The organism is Tabrizicola sp. (assembly GCF_030694085.1).
Classification (GTDB): domain Bacteria; phylum Pseudomonadota; class Alphaproteobacteria; order Rhodobacterales; family Rhodobacteraceae; genus Tabrizicola.
Genome location: NZ_JAUXZE010000035.1, coordinates 455,628 through 476,976, shown reverse-complemented (window position 1 = coordinate 476,976; position 21,349 = coordinate 455,628). Strand labels below are relative to the sequence as shown.

The 21,349-nt window shown below is 62.9% G+C and carries 24 protein-coding genes and 1 tRNA gene; 5 read left to right on the top strand and 20 right to left on the bottom strand.

The features are described 5' to 3' along the window. Nucleotides 1-106 precede the first annotated feature (106 nt). Nucleotides 107-1,474 (top strand): magnesium transporter, encoded by a 1,368-nt coding sequence (gene mgtE, locus Q8M85_RS07330; protein ID WP_305542268.1) that lies wholly within the window; start codon nt 107-109, stop codon nt 1,472-1,474. Continuing rightward, nucleotides 1,471-2,016, top strand: coding sequence for a 5-formyltetrahydrofolate cyclo-ligase (locus Q8M85_RS07325; RefSeq protein WP_305542266.1), 546 nt, complete (start codon nt 1,471-1,473; stop codon nt 2,014-2,016). The genes mgtE and Q8M85_RS07325 overlap by 4 nt, the downstream gene beginning before the upstream one ends. A gap of 36 nt (nt 2,017-2,052) precedes the next feature. On the opposite strand, the gene Q8M85_RS07320 is transcribed toward Q8M85_RS07325, so the two are convergent. From Q8M85_RS07320 to Q8M85_RS07260, 13 genes are all read right to left on the bottom strand, one after another. After that, nucleotides 2,053-3,369: an ATPase gene (locus Q8M85_RS07320; RefSeq protein WP_305542263.1), complete on the bottom strand. Its 1,317-nt coding sequence runs from the start codon at nt 3,367-3,369 to the stop codon at nt 2,053-2,055. Between the two features lie 63 nt (nt 3,370-3,432). Then, nucleotides 3,433-3,927: a prepilin peptidase gene (locus Q8M85_RS07315; protein WP_305542260.1), complete on the bottom strand. Its 495-nt coding sequence runs from the start codon at nt 3,925-3,927 to the stop codon at nt 3,433-3,435. Then, nucleotides 3,928-4,785, bottom strand: a complete 858-nt coding sequence (locus Q8M85_RS07310; protein ID WP_305542257.1) for a lipopolysaccharide assembly protein LapB — start codon at nt 4,783-4,785, stop codon at nt 3,928-3,930. A gap of 37 nt (nt 4,786-4,822) precedes the next feature. Further along, nucleotides 4,823-5,380, bottom strand: a complete 558-nt coding sequence (locus Q8M85_RS07305) for a tetratricopeptide repeat protein (protein WP_371135211.1) — start codon at nt 5,378-5,380, stop codon at nt 4,823-4,825. 13 nt (nt 5,381-5,393) lie between these two features. Continuing rightward, nucleotides 5,394-6,377, bottom strand: coding sequence for a type II secretion system F family protein (locus Q8M85_RS07300; RefSeq protein WP_305542255.1), 984 nt, complete (start codon nt 6,375-6,377; stop codon nt 5,394-5,396). Between the two features lie 7 nt (nt 6,378-6,384). Further along, complete coding sequence (locus Q8M85_RS07295) at nt 6,385-7,353, bottom strand: type II secretion system F family protein (protein WP_305542252.1); 969 nt, start codon at nt 7,351-7,353, stop codon at nt 6,385-6,387. A 5-nt stretch (nt 7,354-7,358) separates the two neighbouring features. After that, nucleotides 7,359-8,801, bottom strand: a complete 1,443-nt coding sequence (locus tag Q8M85_RS07290; RefSeq protein WP_305542249.1) for a CpaF family protein — start codon at nt 8,799-8,801, stop codon at nt 7,359-7,361. 17 nt (nt 8,802-8,818) lie between these two features. Beyond that, nucleotides 8,819-10,078 carry an AAA family ATPase gene (locus Q8M85_RS07285; protein WP_305542247.1) on the bottom strand — a complete coding sequence of 420 codons (1,260 nt, stop codon included), beginning with the start codon at nt 10,076-10,078 and terminating at the stop codon, nt 8,819-8,821. 243 nt (nt 10,079-10,321) lie between these two features. Continuing rightward, the gene (locus Q8M85_RS07280; protein WP_305542245.1) at nt 10,322-10,975 is read right to left on the bottom strand and encodes an OmpA family protein; all 654 of its coding nucleotides are present in this window, start codon (nt 10,973-10,975) and stop codon (nt 10,322-10,324) included. 4 nt (nt 10,976-10,979) lie between these two features. Beyond that, nucleotides 10,980-12,344 (bottom strand): type II and III secretion system protein family protein, encoded by a 1,365-nt coding sequence (locus tag Q8M85_RS07275; RefSeq protein ID WP_305542242.1) that lies wholly within the window; start codon nt 12,342-12,344, stop codon nt 10,980-10,982. Between the two features lie 210 nt (nt 12,345-12,554). Next, the gene (gene cpaB / locus Q8M85_RS07270; protein WP_305542238.1) at nt 12,555-13,415 is read right to left on the bottom strand and encodes a Flp pilus assembly protein CpaB; all 861 of its coding nucleotides are present in this window, start codon (nt 13,413-13,415) and stop codon (nt 12,555-12,557) included. Between the two features lie 363 nt (nt 13,416-13,778). After that, entirely contained in the window at nt 13,779-13,982 is a 204-nt protein-coding gene (locus Q8M85_RS07265; protein ID WP_305542235.1) for a Flp family type IVb pilin, read from the bottom strand. 431 nt (nt 13,983-14,413) lie between these two features. Further along, nucleotides 14,414-14,614, bottom strand: a complete 201-nt coding sequence (locus Q8M85_RS07260) for a hypothetical protein (protein ID WP_305542232.1) — start codon at nt 14,612-14,614, stop codon at nt 14,414-14,416. A 343-nt stretch (nt 14,615-14,957) separates the two neighbouring features. Here Q8M85_RS07260 and Q8M85_RS07255 point away from each other — a divergent pair, with 343 nt between their 5' ends. Continuing rightward, the gene (locus tag Q8M85_RS07255; RefSeq protein WP_305542229.1) at nt 14,958-15,818 is read left to right on the top strand and encodes a lytic transglycosylase domain-containing protein; all 861 of its coding nucleotides are present in this window, start codon (nt 14,958-14,960) and stop codon (nt 15,816-15,818) included. A 4-nt stretch (nt 15,819-15,822) separates the two neighbouring features. Here Q8M85_RS07255 and Q8M85_RS07250 read toward each other — a convergent pair whose 3' ends face one another. The 3 genes from Q8M85_RS07250 to Q8M85_RS07240 are packed head-to-tail and all read right to left on the bottom strand — an operon-like array spanning nt 15,823 to nt 17,445. Next, on the bottom strand, nt 15,823-16,110 hold the full coding sequence (locus Q8M85_RS07250) for a GNAT family N-acetyltransferase (RefSeq protein WP_305542226.1): 288 nt from the start codon (nt 16,108-16,110) through the stop codon (nt 15,823-15,825). Then, entirely contained in the window at nt 16,103-16,741 is a 639-nt protein-coding gene (locus Q8M85_RS07245) for a CoA transferase subunit B (RefSeq protein ID WP_305542223.1), read from the bottom strand. Before Q8M85_RS07245 ends, Q8M85_RS07250 begins: the two co-directional genes overlap by 8 nt. Beyond that, entirely contained in the window at nt 16,741-17,445 is a 705-nt protein-coding gene (locus Q8M85_RS07240; RefSeq protein WP_305542220.1) for a CoA transferase subunit A, read from the bottom strand. The genes Q8M85_RS07245 and Q8M85_RS07240 overlap by 1 nt, the downstream gene beginning before the upstream one ends. Nucleotides 17,446-17,564: 119 nt before the next feature. On the opposite strand from Q8M85_RS07240, the gene Q8M85_RS07235 reads away from it, so the two are divergent. Then, nucleotides 17,565-18,110 carry a LuxR C-terminal-related transcriptional regulator gene (locus tag Q8M85_RS07235; protein ID WP_305542217.1) on the top strand — a complete coding sequence of 182 codons (546 nt, stop codon included), beginning with the start codon at nt 17,565-17,567 and terminating at the stop codon, nt 18,108-18,110. A gap of 25 nt (nt 18,111-18,135) precedes the next feature. Here Q8M85_RS07235 and Q8M85_RS07230 read toward each other — a convergent pair whose 3' ends face one another. Continuing rightward, the gene (locus Q8M85_RS07230; RefSeq protein ID WP_305542214.1) at nt 18,136-19,170 is read right to left on the bottom strand and encodes a hypothetical protein; all 1,035 of its coding nucleotides are present in this window, start codon (nt 19,168-19,170) and stop codon (nt 18,136-18,138) included. Nucleotides 19,171-19,271: 101 nt separating this feature from the next. Here Q8M85_RS07230 and Q8M85_RS07225 point away from each other — a divergent pair. Next, nucleotides 19,272-19,357, top strand: a tRNA-Leu gene (locus tag Q8M85_RS07225). 75 nt (nt 19,358-19,432) lie between these two features. Here the strand turns inward: Q8M85_RS07225 and Q8M85_RS07220 are convergent. The 3 genes from Q8M85_RS07220 to Q8M85_RS07210 are packed head-to-tail and all read right to left on the bottom strand — an operon-like array spanning nt 19,433 to nt 21,308. Continuing rightward, nucleotides 19,433-19,810 carry a response regulator gene (locus Q8M85_RS07220; protein ID WP_305542211.1) on the bottom strand — a complete coding sequence of 126 codons (378 nt, stop codon included), beginning with the start codon at nt 19,808-19,810 and terminating at the stop codon, nt 19,433-19,435. Beyond that, nucleotides 19,807-20,631, bottom strand: a complete 825-nt coding sequence (locus Q8M85_RS07215; protein WP_305542208.1) for an HWE histidine kinase domain-containing protein — start codon at nt 20,629-20,631, stop codon at nt 19,807-19,809. Before Q8M85_RS07215 ends, Q8M85_RS07220 begins: the two co-directional genes overlap by 4 nt. Then, complete coding sequence (locus Q8M85_RS07210) at nt 20,535-21,308, bottom strand: GAF domain-containing protein (protein ID WP_305542205.1); 774 nt, start codon at nt 21,306-21,308, stop codon at nt 20,535-20,537. Before Q8M85_RS07210 ends, Q8M85_RS07215 begins: the two co-directional genes overlap by 97 nt. Nucleotides 21,309-21,349: the final 41 nt, after the last annotated feature.

Here is a 21,349-nt window from a genome sequence, read left to right as displayed (position 1 = left end):
GACTTGAAACTGTTTCGCAAAAGCGCGAAGGCGCAGGGGCGGACGACGAAACTTTGCCGTCCTGCGGAAAGCGACCTAAGGTCAGCGGCAAGGCAGGGAGGGGCGCATGGCGGATACCAGGGTCAGGACGACGCCGGAAGTTCATGCCGAGCTGCTGGAGGCGGCACTGGACGCAGCCCGCGCGGGTGATGCGGCCCGGGTCGAGGCGCTGCTGGGCCCGGTCCACCCGGCCGACATTGCCGACCTTCTGGAGCAGGTCAACGGTTCCGACCGCGAGGCACTGCTGGCGATGGGCTCGGCGGTCATCGACGGCGAGGTTCTGTCGGAAATCAGCGATGCGATCCGCGAGGAAGTGCTGGACGCGCTGCCCGATCACGTCGTCGCGGACGCGCTGCGTGAGCTTGATTCGGACGACCTGGTCGACATTGTCGAGGACCTGGAAGCCGAGGACCAGGGGCGTCTTCTGGGCGCGATGGATGCGGCGGACCGGGTGGCGGTTGAGCAGGCGCTGGCCTGGCCGGAATATTCCGCCGGACGTCTGATGCAGCGCGAGCTGGTGGTGGCGCCAGAGCACTGGACCGTCGGCGAAGCCATTGATTTCCTGCGGGGAGCGGAACATCTGCCGGATCAGTTCTACCATGTGATCCTGGTCGATCCACGGATGACTCCGGTGGGATATGTGACCCTGGGACGGGTGTTGTCCTCGGCGCGGGATGTCGGGCTGAAGACGATCGCCGAGGAGAGTTTCCGCACCGTGGCGGCGACCGACGAAGAGGCGGACGTCGCCTATATCTTCAACCAGTATCACCTGATTTCCTGCCCTGTGGTCGATGGCTCGGGGCGTCTGGTGGGGGTGATCACCATCGACGATGCGATGAACGTGCTGGACGAGGAGCACGAGGAAGACATGCTGCGTCTGGCGGGCGTGGGCGACGAGGCCGATGTCAGCGACGGTCCGCTGGAGACGGTGCGGCAGCGGCTGCCGTGGCTGGTGGTGAACCTCTTCACGGCGTCGTTGTCGGCGCTGGTGATCACCCAGTTCGAGGCGACGATTGCGCAGATCGTGGCGCTGGCGGCGCTGATGCCGATCGTGGCGTCGACCGGCGGGATCGCGGGGACGCAGTCGCTGGCAGTGGCCGTGCGGGCGCTGGCGACGCGGGACCTGACGCGGGCGAACGCGGGGCGGGTGGTGCGGCGCGAGCTTCTGGCGGGGCTGATGAACGGGATAAGCCTGGCGCTGATCCTGGGGGTGGCGGGGGTGCTGATCTTTGGCGACTGGCATCTGGGGCTGGTTCTGGGGCTGGCGATGATCGTGAACCAGATCGTGGCGGCCTTGGGCGGCGTGCTGGTGCCTCTGACGCTGGAACGGATGGGGCTGGACCCGGCGCTGGCCAGCGGGACTTTCGTGACCACGCTGACGGATGTGATGGGGTTCTTTGCCTTTCTGGGGCTGGCGACGGTGATGCTGACATGACTGATGTGAAGATTGCCGCGCGGGCCGCTGCCTTTGCCGAGCGGGCCAGGGCTTTTGCGGCAGGGCAGGGGCAGGCGGCCGAGATCCTGGCGGATTACCTTGCGGGGCAGAAGGGTCGCGTGCTTGCGGGCTACATGCCGATGCGGACCGAGATCGACCCCTTGCCCGCGATGGCGGCGCATCAGGGGCCGGTGGGCGTGCCGGTGATCCTGGAGAAGGCGGCTCCGCTGCGGTTCCGGGAGTGGTCGCCTGGCTGCCCTATGGTCGAGGGCGCGTTCAAGGCGCTGATCCCCGAGGAGGGGGCCTGGGTCGAGCCAGAGGTGCTGATTGTGCCGATGCTGGCGTACGACGCGCGGGGATACCGGCTGGGCTATGGTGGAGGGTTCTACGACCGGACGCTCGAGGGCCTGCGGGCGCGGGGATCAGTGCTGGCGGTGGGCTTTGCGTTCGCGGCGCAGGAGGTGGCTGAGGTGCCGACGGACGCGTTTGACCAGCGGCTGGATGCGGTTGTCACGGAAAAGGGCGTCACGATTTTCGCATGACGCCCAAGATTCTTGAGTAGGAATTTGGCCCCCGGATCAGTGGGCGATGTCTTCCTGGCGGACGAACATGTTGCCCCAGGCGCGGTCGATCAACTCGGGCGTCATCTGGTAGGGGATGTTCTCGAACTCGCAGACCGCGATCATCTGGTCGATCAGGTAGACCGGCTGATAGTTCGCGTAGTTGTTGGCGATGGTCGGGAACTTGACCTTCATCAGGTGCATCAGCGCCACTTCGTCCAGCGGCATCTTCTTCTTGCGCGCGACCATGGCGAAGATCTTCAGGAAGTTTTCCTGCGACGGGCCGTCGATCTTGATCTTGAAGAAGATACGCCGCAGGGCCGCGCCGTCGAAGATCTGGTTGGGGTGGAAGTTGGTCGAGAAGATGACCAGCGTGTCGAAGGGCACGGTGAACTTTTCGCCCGATTGCAAAGCCAGGATGTCGCGGGATTCCTCCAGCGGCACGATCCAGCGGTTGACGATCTTTTGCGGCGGTTCGGCCTGACGGCCAAGGTCGTCGATGATGAAGATGCCGCCGGTGGCTTTCAGCTGCAGCGGCGCCTGGTAGGTGCGCGCCGTGGGGTTGTAGTTCAGGTCCAGCATGTCGAGCGACAGTTCACCGCCGGTGATGACCGAAGGGCGTTCGCAATAGACGTAGCGGTTGTCGAAGCGGTTCGACGTGCGGCGCAAGGAGTTTGGGTCATCCACCGCGGATTCGGCGGCGGAGTGGACGATGGGGTCATAGACGCTGATGATCTGCCCGGAATATTCAATGGCGCGGGGGACATAGACCTTGTCGCCGAGAGCCGCACGGATGCCGTGGGAGATCGAGGACTTACCGTTTCCCGGGGGGCCGTAAAGCAGGATCGAGCGGCCCGAAGTCACAGCGGGGCCCAGGTTGTCGATCAGGTCGGGCGGCAGGATCAGGTGGCCCATGCCGGACATCAGTTGATCACGGTTCAGGCGGATATCACGGACCGACTGGCGCTTGATCTGCACCGAATACTGGTCCAGCGGCACCGGCATCGCGCCGTAGTATTCGGACTGCGACAGGGCGTCCAAAGCGCGGGCCTTGCCGGCGTCGGTCAGTTCATAGCCCATCTCGCCACCAGCGGTGGCGTGCATGGTGCCAGTCGCGGTCAGAAGCTTCTGCGTGCGCGCGAGATCCACCAGTTCCTGCGTCAGCGGGACCGGCAGGCTGATCGCCTTGGACAAGGCAGAGACCTGGTCCTGGTTGGTGCGGAACATCGTCTTGAGAAGGATGTCCCGCATCATGATGGTGGACAGCCCCGTGTCGGCCAGCGAACGGGGAGAGGGCGGCGGTTGGACGCCGGACACCGGTGCTTCTGCGTTCATAGGGCAAGCTCCGTGGACAATCGTAGCGAACTGCTTCGATTTGAGTCGTAAACGCGACTTGTGTCAGCCCTGTGGCCAGATGGCGGCAAGAAGATAGAAGACCACGATGCTGGACAGCGACAGCCCGAACGGAAAGAAGCGCCGTCGGTTCCAGCTTTCCCAGTCCGGTGTCGCGTTGCGAACGAAGGACAGGCTTCGCAGAATTCGGTGCAGGATCAAGGACCCGATCATGGAAATGAAGGTGATCAGGAGAATCTCACCGATGTTGCCGCCGACGAAAAGGCCCGACATCGCGGCACTGTACTTGGCGTCGCCGGCCCCGAAGGTGCCGGTCAGGTAAAGCAGGAAGCCCGCCACAAAGACCACGGCCATGATCGCAAAGCCCCAGAGCCAGGACTCCCACGGCACCAGATACCAGCCGATCAGCGGCCAGACTGCCGCCATTGCAATGACGGCGGTATTGGGGATCTTCATCCGCTTCAGGTCCGAGACGGCCGCCCAGATCGCAATGGGCAGCACCGGGACGAGAAGGATCAGCGCATCGTTCGGTTCAAGCATTTACATCTTCACATTGGCATCAAGGGCTTCAAGGCTGCGGACGGCGGCTTCGAAGTGCTTCGGATGGGTTTCGATCGCCTGGTTCAGCAGGCCCTTGCCGACCGAAACGTCGCCCTGCTTGATCGCCGCAAGGCCCATCGAATACAGAAGCTCGGCCCGTTCGATCTGGCTCATCCGCACGACTGGCAGATCGTATTTGCGCTGGGCTGCGCGGGCGAGGACCAGATTGTTCTTGGCGGTAAAGAGCGCGGGATCGTAAGTTAGCGCCTCCATGAACAGCTTTTCCGCGCCGGCATGTTCACCGCGCGTCAGTTTGGAGAAGCCCCAGTTGTTCAGGACACCGGCCGGAGTCGTGGTCAGCCCGGTTGCGATCTCGTAGAAGCTGTCGGCCTTCTTCCAGTTCCTGTCGCTGTCGGCGACCATCGCCTCAAGCCGGTAGCGGTCGAAGCTTTCGTGGGTCGGCGGGATCTTGTTCAACTCGGCTTTGGCTTCGGGCCACTTGTTCGAGCGGATCAACGCATCGGCCAGCATCACCCTGTCTTCCGGCGTGGCGTCCGGATGGTCCACGGCGGTGCGCCAGACCTGGGCGGCCTCGGTCGGCTTCTGCGCGCGCACCAGAGACCGGCCCAGACCGCGCATCAAGTCGATCCGGTCGGGGTTCTGTTCAAGAGTGCGGGTGAAATATCCGACCGCTTCAGCGGGGTCAGCAACCGTCAGCATAACGTCGTTGAGGTTCGTCTCGTCGATGACGTTGACGTCCTTGAGGGCCCGCTGCACCTGTGCGTCAGAGTTGTTCTGACAGGCAGACAGGGCAACCGTGCTGCCAAGGCACAGCAAGGCAATTACCGGATGGCGCATCTTAAGCGTCCTTTTTGTTGACTGCTCAGGGCACCGCCTAGAGATCGGACAGGAGAACGAACTTGCCTTTTTCCTGCCGGACGAGACGGAACCCGCCTTTTTCTTGTTCTTGTTCGGGATCATACACATTCGCCTCGCTCTGGGCGATAGCGAGCATCAGATTTTCGCGGATCGAGTCCGTTTCGCCACTATCCAGCGCAAAGGCCTTCTGAAAGAGAACGCGTGCCTCACCCGACTTGCCCTGTTCCATCAGGACGACGCCAAGGTTGTTGATCGCCGGCACGAAGTTCGGGTCAAGTTCAAGCGCGCGGTTCAGGATATTCTCGGCCTGGCCCAACCGGCCGAGCGCAAGATTGGCCGACCCGATTGCGGACAGGACATCGGCGTTTACGCCGGTCTCGCCGGCGCCGCGGAGATAGGCCTTGAGTGCCAGTTCGTGCTCACCCGCCTCCATCAGCCGGTGGCCGACGGTCATGCCGTCGACGCCGTCACCGCGGGCATCCACGCCAAAGGGGCTGTTCCTGGAAACACTACCGGCCGGCGTGCAGCCAGCCAGCAGAAGGGCGCAGACGGTCAATATCGCCGCGTGGCGCAAATCGTTTCCCGTTTCACAGGCTGCTTGACAGCTCGGCCATCATTGTCACCATTCCGTAGACGGAAGGCCCGATGAGAATGACCAGAAGCGGCGGAACTGTAAACAGCATAGTGCCAAGGGTCAGCTTCGTCGGCAACATGTTGGCCTTCTCTTCCGCGCGCATGATGCGCTTGTCGCGCATGTCGGCCGAGTAGACCCGCAAGGCATCGGCAATCGAGGTGCCGAAGGTCGCGGACTGGATGATCGTGGTCACGAACGAAGCGACGTCGGGGACGCCCACGCGTTCGGCCATGTCCTTAAGGACGGAGATGCGTTCCTTGCCGGCCTTGACCTCTTGCGCGACAAGGTCGAATTCGTCTGCAAGGGCGGGGTAACCGGCGCGGCTTTCACGGCCGACGCGGATGATCGACTGGTCGAGCGACTGGCCAGCCTCGACGCAGACGAGCATCAGGTCAAGAGCGTCGGGAAAGCCCTGGATGATCTCGGTCTTGCGCTTTTCGACCCGCTTGTTCACCCAGTAGCGCGGGATGTAGTAGCCGATGGCGCAGGGCAAGAGGCTGTGCAGCATGAGGTCCATGCCGGACATTTCCTGCGACATGGACTTGATCAGCGCAACGATCAGGCCGCCGATCAGGAACAGGATCGCCAGCAGGAACTGGACCGCATGGAACATGCGCACCGCGTTCTTGCCAGTGTAGCCCGCGCGCAGCATGTTCAGCTTGGCGGCCGACAGCTCTTCCTTTTTCTGCGGTTCAAGGAACTGGGCGAACTTCTCAAGCTTGTCGAGACGGTCGGCCTTGCGCAGCCCCTTCTTCTTTTCGTTGATCGTCTTGGGAACCTGGTCCTTCAGCTCGCGAAAGCGGTCGCGCTTGCGTTTCATCACCACCGGCAGGGCCAGCAGGATCAGCAACAGGCCCAAGAGACCCACCGCCAGAAGTGGCGCCATCGGACCGAAGCGTTCGGTCAGTCCGGTCATGAAGTTGGGAAGGAAGTCCATGTTCGACCTACACTTTGATGTTGGTCATCACCTTCATGTAGATGATGTTGATGATGAGGAAGGTAATGACGAAAAGGGCCGCGGGGATGTAGGCGGTCGTCTCCTTGACTTCGTCATAGTAGTCGGGCTGGACCACGTTGATCATGACCAGCGCGGCGATGGGGAAGCCGGAAAGGAACATGCCGGACCATTTCGCCTCGGCCGTGATGGCGCGGACTCGGCGGAACAGCTTGAAGCGCGCGCGGACCACCTTGGCGAGACCTTCAAGAATTTCGGCGAGGTTGCCGCCGGACTGCTGCTGGATCGAGACGGCGACGGCAAGAAACCGAAGGTCCTGGCTGTCCATCCGTTCGGCAAAGGCCTTGAGCGATTCAGACACGTCGCGGCCATAGGCGGCCTCGTCGGAGATCACGCCGAATTCGGAGCCCAGCGGGTCCGGGATTTCCTTGGCAACGATGCCGATGGCGGTCGAGAAGGGATGGCCGACACGCAAGGAGCGGACCATCAGTTCGATCGAGTCGGGCAACTGCTCTTCCAGCAGGTTCATCCGCTTTTTCGCGGTGCTGTTGACCCAGTAGAAGACCCCGCCGACCCCCATCGCGATGCCAAGGGCAACGCGCAGGCCGGTCTCGGCAGCGGTGAAGACCGACAGGAGGAGGAAGGCAAAGACCGAAAGACCCGCCATGATCCCGATCAGGGCCTGGGGCGAGAAGGCGATGTTGGCCCGCTGGGCCTTCTTGGCCAGCATCGAGTAGAGCGGGATGTTCTTCGCGTTCAGATGCTGGTTCATCTCCTTGCGAAGCTGTTCCAGGACCTGTTCACGGTTCGCGTTCTTTTCCAGAAGCGTGAGCCGCCGGCTGACCCGGCTGTTCAGGCTGATGGATTTTCCGAATACGATCAGATAGATACCGTTGACGATCACGACGACCGCCACGAAGATCATGATGTAGATAAGGGGTGCTGCGCTGATTTCCATGGCGGTCAGATGATCGGTTCGTAGATGGAAGCCGGCAGGTCGAAGCCCCACTGGCGGAAGCGGTCGGAATAGGCCGAGCGGATGCCGGTCGCGTTGAACCGGCCGATGATCTTGCCCGAAGGCTCGACCCCCAGTCGTTCGAAGCGGAAGACTTCCTGCATCGAGATGACCTCGCCTTCCATGCCGGTGATCTCGGTCACCGAGGTCATGCGGCGCGTCCCGTCCTGCAGGCGGCTGGCCTGAACGATCAGGTTGACGGCCGAGGCGATCTGGCTGCGCATGGCTTTCAGCGGCATCTCGATCCCGGACATGGCGACCATGTTCTCAAGACGGCTGACGGCGTCGCGCGGGTTGTTGGCGTGGATCGTGGTCATCGAGCCATCGTGGCCCGTGTTCATCGCCTGCAGCATGTCGATGACCTCTTCACCCCGGGTTTCCCCCACGATGATGCGGTCGGGACGCATACGCAGTGCGTTGCGCAAGCAATCCCGCTGGGTGACGGCGCCCTTGCCTTCCACGTTCGCCGGGCGGCTTTCCATCCGGCCGACGTGGACCTGCTGCAGCTGAAGTTCGGCGGTGTCCTCGATGGTCAGGACGCGTTCGTGGTTGTCGATGAAGGACGACAGTGCGTTGAGCGTGGTGGTCTTGCCCGAACCCGTACCACCCGAGACGATGATGTTCAGCCGGCAGGACACGGCGGCCTGGAGATAGGCGGCCATTTCCTCGGTAAAGGCGCCGAAACGGACGAGATCCTCGACCTTCAGCTTGTCCTTCTTGAATTTACGGATCGAGACGAGCGAGCCGTCCACTGCAATCGGCGGGATCATGCAGTTGAAACGGCTGCCGTCCTGAAGACGGGCGTCGCAATAGGGGTTCGATTCATCGACCCGGCGGCCCACGGCGGACACAATCTTGTCGATGATGCGCAGAAGGTGGCGTTCGTCGCGGAAGGTGACGTCGGAAAGTTCGAGCTTGCCCGCGCGTTCGATGAAGATGCGCTTCGGCCCGTTCACCAGGATGTCGTTGATCGTGTCGTCCTTCAGAAGCGGCTCGAGCGGGCCAAGGCCCATGACCTCGTCATACAGCTCTTGCGTCAGGGCGAGACGGTCATCCTTGTTGAGGGCGACCGACATCTCGTCCAGCGCTTCGGTGGCCAGAGAGGTGATTTCAGTGCGCAGCTGCTGCTCGCTGGCCGATTCAAGTGCCGAGAGGTTCAGGTCCTCGAGAAGACGCTTGTGGATCTCGACCTTGAGTTCGGTGAGGCGCTCTTTGCGCTTCTTTTCCCGGTCGGCGGCGACGGCCTCGGCAGGCGGACGCTGCTGGACCGGCGGCGGGGCGGCCGGAGCGCGGGCAGCGGTCGCGGCGGTCGCAGCCGAAGCCGCAACTGGCGCAGCGCTCTGGACGGGGCGGGCACCGGGCGGCGTATCTTTCTTGAAGCGGCTAAACACTGGTTATTCCCCTTGGATCAGGCCTTGGCGGTTTCAGCGGCTTTGTTCAGGTCGTACAAGGACTTGGCAAGCTTCTGCAGTTCCTTGCGCAGCGGGTTCTTCGCCGCGCTTTCAGCAATCGGCAGGCCGTGGTCGTTGGCCTGGGTCACCTGTTCCCCCCCATCGGGCAGTTGCACCTCGATGGCGATGTCCAGGCTTTCGGCCATGCGCTTGACGCGGGCCTTGGCGGAAAGGTCGGTGAACTTGGGCGCGCGGTTCAGCACATAGCGCACCTTGTCGTGCGGCAGGGCTTCGGCCTTCAGCGCGCGGACAAAGCGCAGGATGTTCTGTGCCGAACGCAGGTCCAACTCCAACAGCGCGAAGTAGACATGGGCGCGGGTCAACACGGCTTCGGTCCAGGCAACCACGGCGCTGGGCATGTCGACGATGACGAAGTCGAAGTTGGCCTGCGCGGTGTCCAGGATACGACCGACGTCTTCGGGTGTGACCATTTCCAGCGGCAACATGTCGGCCGGGGCGGTAAAGACGTGCAGCTTTTCGTTGAAGGTCAGCATCGACTTGATCAGCGAGTCCGCGTCCACCGAGGCGGTGTCGGTCAGGATTTCCAGCACGGCTTCCTTGCGGGGCAGGTCGAGATAGGTCGCGACCGAGCCGAATTGCAGGTCGAAGTCGATCACGCACACCCGCATGCCTTCGGAGTCGGGGGTCACCGCGAGTTCCCAGGCCAGGTTCGCGGCGAAGGTGGTGGCGCCGACGCCGCCCGCCATGCCATGCACAGGCAGGATCACGCCGTTGCGGTCGCCCTTGGCCTTGAAGACCGGGTTGAAGAGGCCCGTATCCGGGTCGTAGCCATCCGGCATCACCGGCGCGGGTTTGCGCAGACGCTCGATCGCGTCGTGCAGCGCGCCTTCGGGCAGCGGATAGGGCACGAAGTCGTCAGCGCCCAACTTCAGCATCTGGTGCAGGACGGAAGGGCTGACCTGGTTGGCGATGAGCAGGACCTTGATCTTCTTGGCCTTGGCGGCCTTGATCACGTCGTTCATCTTCGACAGTTCGGATTCATCTTCGCTGTCGACTGCGATGGCGACGAACTGCATGCCGGTGCTGTCGGGCTGCTTGAGGAACACGAGGGCATCCTCGAAGTTGAGGTCCCCCCAGGCTTCGCCCAGCTCTTGCTCCATGTCGTCGATCAGAAGATCGAATCGCTGCACATCCCGCGAAATCGTGCAGGCGAGGATCGGCGCCGGATCGCTTTGTACAGTGGCTTTGCTCGTCATCTCGCGTTGCGTCCTTTTGGTGCAGGGCGTTTGTCTTTGGATTTCAAGGTCTTGACCGGATATCGTCGGATCGGTCGCGCCTTGGGAAATCAGACCCCCAAACTCATCCTATGGTTTGGACCTTGTTCAAGAATGGTGGCGATAATTGGGCTAAAAGAGCCTGTTTCTGGGATTATCACTATTCTGGAAACGAAGAGGCCGGGCGCAAGGCCCGGCCTCTGATCTTTGCTGAAAGGCGGAGGATCAGCCGCCGCCGGCACCTGCGTCAGCGCGTTCGCCAAGATGCTCACGCGTGCCGCTGATGATGTAGTCGCGCCAGATGATCTCGGCGTACTTGCCGTTCAGGACCAGCGGGTGGCTGCCGACAAAGCCCGAAACCTCGGTCACCGTGCGACGGTTGCGCACTTCGGGGTTCTGGGTCTGCACGATCGGCTGCGTCTCGCCATAGGAAACCACCGCCTCGAGCCGCGACCGGCTGATGCCGAGCGAGCTGAGATAGGCCACGGCGGCCTGGGCCCGGCGGAGGCCGAGACGCTGGTTGTAGCTGTTGGAGCCGACCTTGTCCGTGTGTCCGAAGACGCGGAAGCGAACCTCGGGGAACTGGCGGATGAAGTCGGCCTGCTTCTTCAGGATCGCACGGGCATCGCCCGACAGCTCGGCACTGTTGAAGGCGAAGTTGATCGTGTCGGGCACTTCGGCCGCGAAGCGTTCGGCCAGCGCCACGGTGTACGAGATCTCACCCGTCTGGATGAGCGTGTTGTTCATCGTGGCGTTGCCGAACTGGCCCTTGTCGACTTCGGAGCCAAGTTCGCGGTCCCATGAGGTGGCGTAGTCACCACAGGCGGTCAACGCGAGGAGGGCAGAGGCTGCAAGCAGCTTGGGAAGCATGCGGGTCATCTCCTTACTCCATCACATAGCCGTAGGACGAGCTGAAGTCCTGCCGGGCAACTTCGGCCGCCGCACCCTTCTTGGGGCTGGTGGCCACTTCGCCGAACAGGAACAGCTCGCGTTCGGTCGGGATGCGGACCCGGTCAGTCGGCAGCGCCAGAGCCGCGCCCGCCACCGGATTGACGAGGTGCGGAGTGACAATGATGACCAACTCGCTTTGTTCGCGCCGGTAGTTCGCACTGCGGAACAGCGCGCCCAGGATCGGAATGTCCGCCGCCCACGGCAGTTGGGTCAGGTCGTTGCGGAAGTCGTCTTGCAGAAGGCCCGCAATCGCGAAGCTTTGTCCGTCCCGCATCTCGACCGTCGTGGATGTCTCGCGGCGTTTGAAGGCGGCGATACTGAAGCCTTGGTCGATGGAGAAACCATTCGCCGGGTCAAGTGACGAAACCGCAGCGTCGATGGTCAGGTTGATGATATCCTGATCCACGACCACCGGGGTGAAGTTCAGTTCCACACCGAAGGGTTTGAATTCGACGGTGATCGTGTCGTTGTCCTGCGCCACCGGCACCGGATATTCGCCACCGGCAAGGAACTTGGCTTCCTGGCCCGACAGCGCGGTCAAGTTCGGCTCGGCCAGTGTGCGGACCATGCCCTTGGTTTCCAACGCTTCCAGCAGAACCTGGAAGGACAAATCCCCGACACCGAAACTGACGCCCACGCCACCGAAGGCGTTCGACAGTCCGCCGCCACCACCAATGACGCCACTGCCGCTGCTTCCAGAGCCGGTGAGAGTCAAACCGCCGCCAAGCGCCTTGCTGACCGTCCGGTTCATTTCGGCGAAGCGGACTTTCAGCATGACCTGCTGCGTCCCGCCCACCACCATCAGGTTCGAGACCCGATCCGGCGCGTAGCGGTTGGCGAGGTCGAGCGCCCGGTCCATCTTGGCGGTCGAGGAGACCTGACCGGACAGCACGATCCCGTCGTTGGCGGTCCGAACCTCGATGTTTTCACCGGGGATGATCTGCTGGAGACGCTCCTTGAATTCGGCGATGTCGGGCGTGACGTGCACGTCGACGTTCGAGATCAGTTGCCCCTCAGGCGACAATAGCGTGAGCGTCGTACGCCCGGGTGCCTTGCCAAGAACGTAGATGGAGCGGTCGGACAGCGTCGAGATATCAGCGATGCCCGGGTTCGCGATCGAGAGTTCCGCGAAGGGAACGTCACTTTCGACGACAACGGCCCGGTTCATCGGAACGTTGAGTGCTTCGGAAGCCTGGCCCTGCAAAACGCGCAGGACTTCGGCGGAGACCGGCGTCAGCGCCGTCGATGCGAGAGCCGCACCAATGTACGCTGCAGTCAGAAGTCGTTTCATGTTCATGTGATCTGCCCTTTCGACCACGCCTCGTTTGGGTCTTGAACGCCCTTATGTCCGGGGAGAATGACCCAGTGCCGCTTTTTTTGCAATAATCAATGCTTTGGGGGAAGTTGTTGATGTGGATAAACTGCAACAGGTCGCAACGGATTGAAAAAAGAACGGGGCGCGGCCCCAGATAATGTGGCCGCGCCCCGATGCCTTGTGGATGGCAGTTCAGTCCTTGCAGGGGATCACAACATCGGTGTCGACCAGGACCCCGCCGCTGCGCTGCTTGGCGTAGCACACTTTCTGTTCGATCACCGGAGCCACAACCTCGGGGGCGACCTCGACGATGCCAAGCAGGGACTTGGTGTCGGTCTCGATCGTGCCTTCGACCATCTCGGTGGCGTCGAGCGCCAGCGACAGCGTCAGTTCGCCCGTCGCCTGCGCCTGTGCCAGACGGGCCACCTGCTCGGGCGTTGCTGCGACCGTTACCGTCTGAGCAACAGTGTCCGTGGTGATCTGGCCTTCGTTCAGCGCGTTGTCGACGGCGATGACCTGAACGGCGTTTTCGATCTGGCGCGTGATCCGGCCCTCATAGCCCGGCACGTTGCCGGTCCACAGGATGTCGATGAAGTCGTCCGGCTTCACGAAGTTCGACACACCCGAATCCATGCCCACGCGGATTGCGAAGGCGCGCTTGCCCTTTTCCAGCTTGGAGGTGAGGCTGGCCAGCTGCCCCGGCTCGGTCACCCGGCTGGTGAGAACAGGCTCGAACGCCACGGTCGAGCGCATGATGTAGCGCGGGCCATCGGCATTTGGCGGGAATAGGGTGTCCTTGTCGCGGAAGATCTCTTTCGGCAGCGACTTCTCGGGCCAGTAGATCAGCTGGACATCCCCTTCCGCAAGCGCATCGCCGTAGCCCTTGGCCTTGGCGAAGACATAGACCTCGACCAGCTTGCCGGCCTTGGCGTTGAAAGACCGCTCTTGCTGCAGCGCGGTTTCCAGGTCCGACATGTAGCCCTGGATCATGTAGACGGCCACACCGGCCAGCCCCATGCCGACCAGGAGGACCAATGCAAATACTGCTCTCATTTCTACCCTCTACTTGCTGGGAGCGGCCCTAGGTCTGACTGTGGCGGCCCGGCGCTGCTTCTAGTGTGCTGGGGGCGCCCCTTGCAAGCTTGCGGGCGGGGAGCCCCGAATCGGTGAATGGATCGGTCGTGACTGCCGGGAACAGGGCGGAAAGCTGCTGCGCCCTATGTCCTGCACCCGCGACGGGCGATCCGTGACGGCTGCAGCTTGGCTGGGGAATGCGGCGAAAGTTTAACGGATGTCGGGCTACAATCTTGCAGTCGGGGGGTAACTGTTTCCCGAACCGGCGAGGCACGGTTCCTGAAATTGGAAGGGCCGCGCCTCTGCTGAGGCGCGGCCCGAAGAACGTGCGACCTGGGCTTATTAGCAGGTTGCGGCGTTGTTCTGTTCCATGCAGGCTTGGGCATCTGCGAGTTCGGTGCTGATCGCTTCAGCCAGGTTCGAGACGGCCGGGCGAACCCAGTTGAAGATCAGCAGGCCAAGGCCCACGACAGCGGCGGTCAGAACGACCCAGTCCACGGTCACGGCGCCGGATTCGTCTTTCAGGAAGGCGGAAAAGTTGGTCATGGTCATGTCCCTTCTAAGGTGTTCCCTGTGTCAACCGGTGCGATCTGGCGACTGCCGTGTTCGGTCGGTATGGGAGCATCTGGCCCGACAATCGTGGCAGGAGTTTGGACGGCTTGGGTTATTTCTGGGCCGAGCGTCTGTGGCTTCTGAAAATCGTTCAAGTTATTGATAATTAATGAAATAAATCTTGAATGGCGATCGGGCGGATCACGTTCTTTGCAACTCTGCGGCGAAAGCGGGGTGATCCGGTGGCTTTCGTGGCAAAAGGCGTGAAGTTACCGGCAGGCGTTGATGTCCCATCCTGGATGCAGGGTCTTCGCCCGTCAGGTCGATGCCGAAGGTCCAACCTGCCGGTCAAGACCCGGGGCGCAAAATGCAACTGGCCGCGCTTCTTTCGAAGCGCGGCCAGAGCAGACTATCCGAGATAGTTATTAGCAGTTGGTGCCGTTGCTCGACATGCAGGTCTGAGCGTCGGTCAGCTCGGTGTTGATCGCCTGTGCCAGGTTCGACACGGCCGGGCGGACCCAGTTGAAGATCAGGAGGCCGAGGCCCACGACGGCGGCGGTCAGGACCACCCAGTCAACGGTCACGGCGCCGGCTTCGTCTTTCAGGAAAGCGGAGAAATTGGTCATGGTCTTGTCCCTTTCTAAGGTGCTCATCATTCACTCAACCGCTTCGATCTGGCCTTCGCTGCGCCTTCGTCGTTCGGTATGGACATATATAGCCCCTGAAACGTGGCAGCAGTTTGGACGACATCTGGAGATTTTCGGTTGCCCCCCAAAATCCGCGAAAATATGGGCAAGCTTCTGAATTTACACGAAACAAATTTTAGGAATCTGTTCACCCTTCCATGCTAGGCCGTGGTTTTCCGGTCAATTCTGGCGAAATTGCCATGATTGTACGGCGAAAGTGCTGGCTAGGGTTGTGCGAACCTGCGATTCTTCCCGCAAAACAACGAGGCGAGCAGGCCCCGACATGATGAGCAGAACCTACTGGACCGCAGCGATTCTCTGCGCGGCCCTTCCCCAGGCGTCCTTGGCAGAGACCAGCTTCAAGCGGGTCAAGGTCGGCGAAAGCCTGCCCGGCAAGCGGATCACCGTGCAGATCGACCCCGAGGAACAGGCACGCTACATAGCGGCGCTGCCGAAGGTCGATCCGAACCCCGATCACGGGCTGAAAGAGCCGAAGGTGGCGGACAAGTCCGTCGGCCCGGTGGGCGAGCCCGGGCCAGCCCCGGCTTCGTCCTACGCCTGGTTCTGGGACAAGGTCCCGGCGGGGATCGGCGGGGCGGCGGACCGTTTCGACGTGGCGCTGGCTTCGCTGTCGCAGGGGCCAGATGGGACGGGTGTCAGGGCGCCGCGGCTGCAGACCATGCAGGACATGGCGGACGCCTATGGCAAGGACATCCTGCGCGCCACGCTGGACACCAATGTCTCGCCCGCGCTGGTGCTGGCGGTGATCGGGATCGAAAGCGCGGGGCGGTCGGATGCGATCAGCCATGCCGGAGCGGTCGGGCTGATGCAGCTGATCCCGGCGACGGCCGAACGCTTTGGGGTCAGCGACAGCAAGGACCCGGTGCAGAACATCAAGGGCGGGGTCGCCTATCTGGACTGGCTCTTGGAAGAGTTCGACAACGATCCGGTCATGGTGCTTGCCGCCTACAATGCGGGCGAGGGCGCGGTGCGCAAGAACAGCGGCGTGCCGCCCTATGCCGAAACGCGGGATTATGTGCCGAAGGTGCTGGCGGCCTGGCAGGTGGCGCAGGGGCTTTGCGTCAGCCCGCCGATGCTGGTGACCGACCCATGCGTCTTCCGCACCGACATCGCGGGGCTGTAGAGGGTTAGACGAAGACGTCGGCCCAGTCGGGGTGTTTCTTGCGGGTGGCGTTCACGAAGGGGCACAGGGGGACGACCTTGAAGCCGTCCCTCCGGGCCGCGGCCACCAACGCCTCGACCAGAGCCAGACCCGCCCCCGTGCCCCGGAAGCTGTCCGGGACGCCGGTGTGGTCGGCGATGATCAGGGTCGGCGTCGTGATGGAATAGGTCAGTTCCGCCTCTTCCTCGCCGCGGCGGATCACGAAGCGGCCCTTGGTCGCTCCGTGCTCGCGGGTGACGAGATGGTCAGACAAGGGTGGCCTCGGTCGCGGCGCGCACTTCGGCCTCGGTCACGCCGGGGGCACATTCCACCAGCTTCAGCCCACCCGGGACGACGTCCAGCACGCAAAGGTTGGTGATGATGCGGTTGACCACGGCCTTGCCGGTCAGCGGCAGGGTGCAGGCTTTCAGCACTTTGGACTCGCCGTGCTTCGAGGTGTGGTCCATCACGACGACGACGCGGCCGACCCCGGCCACCAGGTCCATCGCGCCGCCCATGCCCTTGACGAGCTTGCCGGGGATCATCCAGTTTGCAAGATCGCCGTTCTCGGCCACCTCCATCGCGCCCAGGATCGCCATCGCGATCTTGCCGCCGCGGATCATGGCGAAGCTTTGGGCAGAGTCGAAATAGGCGGTCTGCGGCAGTTCGGTGATGGTCTGCTTGCCCGCGTTGATCAGGTCGGGGTCCTCTTCGCCCTCGAACGGGAAGGGACCCATCCCAAGCATCCCGTTTTCGGACTGCAGGGTGACGCTGATGCCCTTTGGGATGTAGTTAGACACCAGCGTCGGGATGCCGATGCCAAGGTTCACGTAGGTCCCGTCCTGCAATTCCTGCGCGGCGCGGGCGGCCATGCCGTTGCGGTCCCATCCTTTGGTCTCGCTCATCACACAGCCTCCTTCTTGCGGACGGTCCGCTGTTCGATGCGCTTTTCGTGCGTTCCGGTGACGATCCGGTGGACGTAGATCCCCGGCAGGTGGATCGTGTCGGGGTCGAGGCTGCCCAGCGGCACGATTTCCTCGACCTCCACCACACAGGTCTTGCCGCAGGTGGCGGCGGGAACGTTGAAGTTGCGCGCGGTCTTGCGGAAGACGAGGTTCCCCGAGGGGTCCGCCTTCCAGGCCTTCACGATTGCAAGGTCGGCGACGATGCCGCGTTCCAGGATGTAGGTGCGGCCGTCGAAGTCGTGGTGTTCCTTGCCCTCGGCGATGACAGTGCCGACGCCGGTCGCGGTGTAGAAGCCGGGGATGCCCGCGCCGCCCGCCCGCATCCGTTCGGCCAGCGTGCCTTGCGGGTTGAATTCAAGCTCCAGCTCTCCGCTGAGATACTGGCGCATGAATTCGGCGTTCTCGCCCACGTAGGACGAGATCATCTTCTTGACCTGCCGCGTCTCCAGCAAAACGCCCAGGCCAAAGCCGTCGACGCCCGCGTTGTTCGAGGCGACGGTCAGGTTCTTGGTGCCGGCGTCGCGGATGGCGGCAATCAGAAGTTCGGGGATGCCGCAGAGGCCGAAGCCGCCGGACGCGATCAGCATGCCGTCATGCAGAAGCCCGTCGAGGGCCGCAGCGGCGCTGGGATAGACTTTGTTCATCGGTGTTCTCCCTCCGGTTCCGCGGCTGGGGCGGGAACATCGGACCGGGCTGATCCTGAAAGATTGCGCGCGGACCTGCCATCCGTAAGAATACGTATATGGCTACGTAGGGAGGGCGGATGCGTGACTATGAGAAGCTGGCGTTCCAGCATGCGCCGGACGCGACGCTGATCCTGGCGGACCGGGTGATCCTGCGGGCCAGCTTGCGGGTCGAGGCGGTGTTCGGCTGGACCCCGCGCGAGGTGGAGGGGCAGTCGATCCGTATCCTGTATCCGGGTCAGACGGATTACGAGCTGATCGGCGAACGCGCACGCAAGGCGATGCAGGGGGCGGCGGTCTACCGCGACGAACGCTTCATGCGGCGGAAGGACGGGCAAGTTCTGTGGATGGAGGGACATGGCTCCGCGTTGGACCGGGAAGACCCGCAGCGGCTGGCCGTCTGGACGTACCGGCCTTTGGAATCGGAAGGACCTGCGGGCGCGCTGACCCCGACCGAGCGGCGGATCGCGCGCTATCTGGTGAACGGGTTCACCTCGAAGGAAATCGCGCTGGCGGTGGGGTCGTCCCCGCGGACAGTCGAGGTGCATCGGGCGAACATGATCCGCAAGATGGGGGTCAGGAACAGTTTCGAGCTGGTCAGCCGGTTGCTGGCAGGGGTTGGCTGATGGTCATGCTGCGGCGCGCTTCCCCTTAGCCTTCGCCCAGCATCCCCCAATGCAGAAAGGCGGTGGCGTTGTGCTGGATGTAGTCGATCTGAACTTTCCGCGCGTCGTCGCCTTTCCAGAACTGTCCATCCGCATACCAGTCAAGCTGCAGGGCCAGGTTCTGGCCCGCATGGACGCGGATGCGGTCCAGAAGGTCCGAAGACAACACGCCTGGATGATCGCGGGCCAAGAGAAGCACGCGGGTCAGCGCCTCGGTCCGGCAGGCGATTGCAGTGGATTGGCGGCGTGCGCGGTAGTGGGTGTCGCCAAGGATCGCTTCCATCAGCCCGGTCAGATAGGCCGAGCCCAGTGCCTCGGGCACTACCCCGCGCGCGACGGCTTCGCAGGCGGCATAGGCCATCCAGTGGCTTTGCTGGGCAAAGCCATAGCCCTTGCGCATCAATGAGGTGGTGACGCGGGTGAGGTCGTCGGTGGTGGGGCCGGATACGAGGAGGCCGAAGATCGCCTCGCCGGTATAATAGTCCGAGCGGAAGCCCAGCACCTCGCCGGTGTCGAAATCGCGCTTGTGGCGAAAGTCGTCGCCCTCGATCTCGTCCAGGGCATAGGTGCGCATCCGGGACATGGTCTCGGGCGGGGGATGGGGCAGGGTCATGGGCGCCAGGGTCAGCGTTTGAACATCGTTGACTTCAGCCAGGGCCAGCAGGCCGAGGCCAAGGCCGCCAAGCTTGACCGCACCATTGCCGACCAGACCAAGGCTGGGCCGATCAGGTGCCGACCAGGGCGGCGGGGCGAGTTTGCGCCCAAGGTAGCCCGTCGCCCGGCCGATGGCGTCCAGAAGATCGGGATCGGCCCGGCCTGGCAGCGTGTTCGTGGCACGGGCCATGAACCAGAGCGTCCCGCAATGGCGCAGGAGGTTGTAGCCGTCATGTGCGGCGGCGATGTCCCCCGCGTCGTGCGCATAGATGAAGCGGCCCGTGTCCAGCACGATCCGGGCCAGATGCGCCAGTGCGGCTGTCACCACGTCTTCGCTGCGGGGCAGGGTCTGGGGCGAGCTGCGCATCGGGCCTCCGTCGGCTTCGCGGCAGGCTAGTCCGCAAGGTCGGGTCATGGCAAGGAGCGGTCTTTTCCCGGCGCACGGCAAAGGCTAAGGTCCGCCCGGCTGCCCGCGTGGTGAAATGGTAGACACTGGGGACTTAAAATCCCTTGGCCGCAAGGCCGTGCCGGTTCGAGCCCGGCCGCGGGTACCAGCTTGGTCTGACCGCATGCCGGACAGTTCCCCGGTGGCAAATGCTCTCAGAAGTCGGCCCGAGCAATTGGCCCAATCATTTGGGCGGAATGGATGCCTCGACCATAGACAGAGCGAGCTGCTGTTCGATTTCTTCCCAGGAATAGGGCTTCGACACGGTTCGCACCCCGAACCTTTCGGTTCGGGCGTTCACCCCGTATCCGGTGGTAAAGACGAACGGTATGCGTCGCTGCTGCAGATCTTCGGCCACCGGATCGCTCCACTGGCCATTCAGGTTCATGTCCAGAAGCGCCGCATCGACAGGGTCCTCCTGCAACAGCTGCATCGCTGCGGGCACCGTCGCGGCGGGGCCTACGACGACGGCTCCACTGTCCTGAAGCATGTCGCACAGCACGGTGGCAATCAGGAACTCGTCCTCCACGACGAGAATCCGGCGGCCCGCTAGAACGCTCATACATTCATCCCTTCGATCGCGGCTTCGATGCGGCACTGCAGGCCGTCCGGTTGAAAATCCAGCTTGGCGACGCCGTTCAACTCGGCGGACAGACCCATTTCCAGCATCAGGGTCCCGAACCCCCGGCGCAAGGGGGCGACGACGGGCGGACCGCCACGCTCTTGCCAGAGGATTTCAAGGCTGTGACTGGAGGGGAGCCGCCACTGTAGCGAGACCGTTCCCTGGTCGACGGAAAGTGCGCCGTATTTCATCGCGTTGGTCTGCAGCTCATGCAGCGCAAGCGCGATGGCCAGGGCTTGCTTCGGCTTCAAGAGAAACGGCGGGCCGTCCGTGACGATCCGGTCCTGGTTGGCGGAAAGTTCGCCCAGCACTTCGCGTGCCAGTTCATGCATGGGCGTGGCTTCCCAGTTCACGCCCGACAGGATGTCATGGGCCCTGGCCAGAACACCGAGCCGCCCAAGGAAGGTATTTACCGGGGGCGCGTTGCGGTCGGACTTGAAGGTCTGGTGGGCGATCGCTTGCACTACAGCGAGGGTATTCTTCACCCGGTGGTTCAGTTCGGCCAGCATCAGCTCACGCTGTCGGGCGACGCTTTCCTGTTCGGTGATGTCGACATTCACGCCGATCATGCCCAGGAAGCGCCCATCGCAGGCATATCTTGGCCGCGCCTCGGTCTGCAGGATGCGCCAGTCGCCCGACACATTGGCGTAGCGGCCGCGCAGGGTTACGGGGCGGTTCTGCGCGATCGCCTCGGCCATCTGCGACAGCACATGGTCAAAGTCATCGGGGTGGATGGTGGCCGAATAATCGAACCCGTCCAACCCATCTTCGGCACGCCCCAGAAATCTCGCGCAAGCTTGTTGAGCTGTTCGCAATGCCCGGTGGGATCGCTCATCCAGATCATGATCGGCGCTTCTTCGGTCATCTGGCGAAAGCGGGCTTCGGACACGCGCAGGTCTGACAGCGCGGCCTCGCGCGCGGCCTCGGCGCGGGTCCGTCCGATGCTGAACCCAAGTTGTCGGGCGATGGTGACGGCCAATGTTTGCGATTGCGGCTGGAAGCTCTGGCGGCGGCTGTAATAGGTCATGAACTTGCCGATGACACGGCCTTCAAGGGTGATCGGCACGAACCCCAGACTGACGATCCCCTCGCCCGCGATCACCGCCTTTATCCAGTCGGGTTCATCGGTTTCGACGATGTTCTCGACAAATATCGGTGCCGGGTCCCTGTCACCCGGCTTCCACGGCGTATGCCCGGCAAGTTGCGTACGGTAGGTGTCGGACAAGCCACGCCAGGCGACGAACTGCATGGTTCCAGCCGCATCGAACAGCAGGATCGACGCCCTGTCGCAGTGCAGTGTGCCGGTGATGACATCCAGCGCAGAGGCATAGATGTCGTCGGCAGAGCGGGCGTGGTAAATTGCGTCGGTGAACTCGTAAAGGGCGCGGAGGTCTTCCTCAGTCGAAAGACCCCTGACTGACCGATCATGCCCCGTCATCCATTCCCCCGTTCCCCCCTTGGTGTCAGTCGCCCAGCACC

Bases quoted from the DNA above. Each gene is read 5' to 3' on its own strand.
- Q8M85_RS07280 (WP_305542245.1), bottom strand. From the start codon at position 10,975: ATGACCCGCATGCTTCCCAAGCTGCTTGCAGCCTCTGCCCTCCTCGCG.
- Q8M85_RS07310 (WP_305542257.1), bottom strand. From the start codon at position 4,785: ATGCGCCATCCGGTAATTGCCTTGCTGTGCCTTGGCAGCACGGTTGCC.
- Q8M85_RS07315 (WP_305542260.1), bottom strand. From the start codon at position 3,927: ATGCTTGAACCGAACGATGCGCTGATCCTTCTCGTCCCGGTGCTGCCC.
- Q8M85_RS07245 (WP_305542223.1), bottom strand. From the start codon at position 16,741: ATGAGCGAGACCAAAGGATGGGACCGCAACGGCATGGCCGCCCGCGCC.
- Q8M85_RS07220 (WP_305542211.1), bottom strand. From the start codon at position 19,810: ATGAGCGTTCTAGCGGGCCGCCGGATTCTCGTCGTGGAGGACGAGTTC.
- Q8M85_RS07275 (WP_305542242.1), bottom strand. From the start codon at position 12,344: ATGAACATGAAACGACTTCTGACTGCAGCGTACATTGGTGCGGCTCTC.
- Q8M85_RS07320 (WP_305542263.1), bottom strand. From the start codon at position 3,369: ATGAACGCAGAAGCACCGGTGTCCGGCGTCCAACCGCCGCCCTCTCCC.
- Q8M85_RS07235 (WP_305542217.1), top strand. From the start codon at position 17,565: ATGCGTGACTATGAGAAGCTGGCGTTCCAGCATGCGCCGGACGCGACG.
- Q8M85_RS07325 (WP_305542266.1), top strand. From the start codon at position 1,471: ATGACTGATGTGAAGATTGCCGCGCGGGCCGCTGCCTTTGCCGAGCGG.
- mgtE (WP_305542268.1), top strand. From the start codon at position 107: ATGGCGGATACCAGGGTCAGGACGACGCCGGAAGTTCATGCCGAGCTG.
- Q8M85_RS07230 (WP_305542214.1), bottom strand. From the start codon at position 19,170: ATGCGCAGCTCGCCCCAGACCCTGCCCCGCAGCGAAGACGTGGTGACA.
- Q8M85_RS07285 (WP_305542247.1), bottom strand. From the start codon at position 10,078: ATGACGAGCAAAGCCACTGTACAAAGCGATCCGGCGCCGATCCTCGCC.
- Q8M85_RS07295 (WP_305542252.1), bottom strand. From the start codon at position 7,353: ATGGAAATCAGCGCAGCACCCCTTATCTACATCATGATCTTCGTGGCG.
- Q8M85_RS07260 (WP_305542232.1), bottom strand. From the start codon at position 14,614: ATGACCAATTTCTCCGCTTTCCTGAAAGACGAAGCCGGCGCCGTGACC.
- Q8M85_RS07210 (WP_305542205.1), bottom strand. From the start codon at position 21,308: ATGACGGGGCATGATCGGTCAGTCAGGGGTCTTTCGACTGAGGAAGAC.
- cpaB (WP_305542238.1), bottom strand. From the start codon at position 13,415: ATGAGAGCAGTATTTGCATTGGTCCTCCTGGTCGGCATGGGGCTGGCC.
- Q8M85_RS07255 (WP_305542229.1), top strand. From the start codon at position 14,958: ATGATGAGCAGAACCTACTGGACCGCAGCGATTCTCTGCGCGGCCCTT.
- Q8M85_RS07265 (WP_305542235.1), bottom strand. From the start codon at position 13,982: ATGACCAACTTTTCCGCCTTCCTGAAAGACGAATCCGGCGCCGTGACC.
- Q8M85_RS07240 (WP_305542220.1), bottom strand. From the start codon at position 17,445: ATGAACAAAGTCTATCCCAGCGCCGCTGCGGCCCTCGACGGGCTTCTG.
- Q8M85_RS07300 (WP_305542255.1), bottom strand. From the start codon at position 6,377: ATGGACTTCCTTCCCAACTTCATGACCGGACTGACCGAACGCTTCGGT.